The sequence below is a fragment of the Massilia niabensis genome, assembly GCF_042655085.1.
GTDB classification, from domain to species: domain Bacteria; phylum Pseudomonadota; class Gammaproteobacteria; order Burkholderiales; family Burkholderiaceae_D; genus Telluria; species Telluria niabensis.
Genome location: NZ_JBHSMU010000020.1, coordinates 1 through 874, shown reverse-complemented (window position 1 = coordinate 874; position 874 = coordinate 1). Strand labels below are relative to the sequence as shown.

Below are 874 nucleotides of genomic sequence, written 5' to 3'. Positions count from 1 at the left end.
AGATTCCCAAAGTAGTGGCGAGCGAAATGGGATGAGCCTGTACGTGATAGTCGGACTGATAGTGGAACAACCTGGAAATGTTGGCCATAGCGGGTGATAGCCCCGTACACGAAATCAGACCGGTGGTACTAAGCGTACGACAAGTAGGGCGGGACACGAGAAATCCTGTCTGAACATGGGGGGACCATCCTCCAAGGCTAAATACTCGTAATCGACCGATAGTGAACCAGTACCGTGAGGGAAAGGCGAAAAGAACCCCGGGAGGGGAGTGAAATAGATCCTGAAACCGTGTGCATACAAACAGTCGGAGCGGACTTGTTCCGTGACGGCGTACCTTTTGTATAATGGGTCAGCGACTTACATTCAGTGGCGAGGTTAACCGAATAGGGGAGCCGTAGAGAAATCGAGTCCGAACAGGGCGACAGTCGCTGGGTGTAGACCCGAAACCAAGTGATCTACCCATGGCCAGGATGAAGGTGCGGTAACACGCCCTGGAGGTCCGAACCCACTAATGTTGAAAAATTAGGGGATGAGCTGTGGGTAGGGGTGAAAGGCTAAACAAACTTGGAAATAGCTGGTTCTCTCCGAAAACTATTTAGGTAGTGCCTCAAGTATCACCATCGGGGGTAGAGCACTGTTATGGCTAGGGGCTCATTGCGAGTTACCAAACCATTGCAAACTCCGAATACCGATGAGTGCGAGCTTGGGAGACAGACGTCGGGTGCTAACGTCCGGCGTCAAGAGGGAAACAACCCAGACCGCCAGCTAAGGTCCCAAAGATTGGCTAAGTGGAAAACGAAGTGGGAAGGCTAAAACAGTCAGGATGTTGGCTTAGAAGCAGCCATCATTTAAAGAAAGCGTAATAGCTCACTGA

At 51.1% G+C, this 874-nt stretch carries 1 rRNA gene; it reads left to right on the top strand.

The window, feature by feature from the left end:
- A 23S ribosomal RNA gene (locus ACFPN5_RS25215) occupies positions 1-874 on the top strand; the annotation flags it as partial.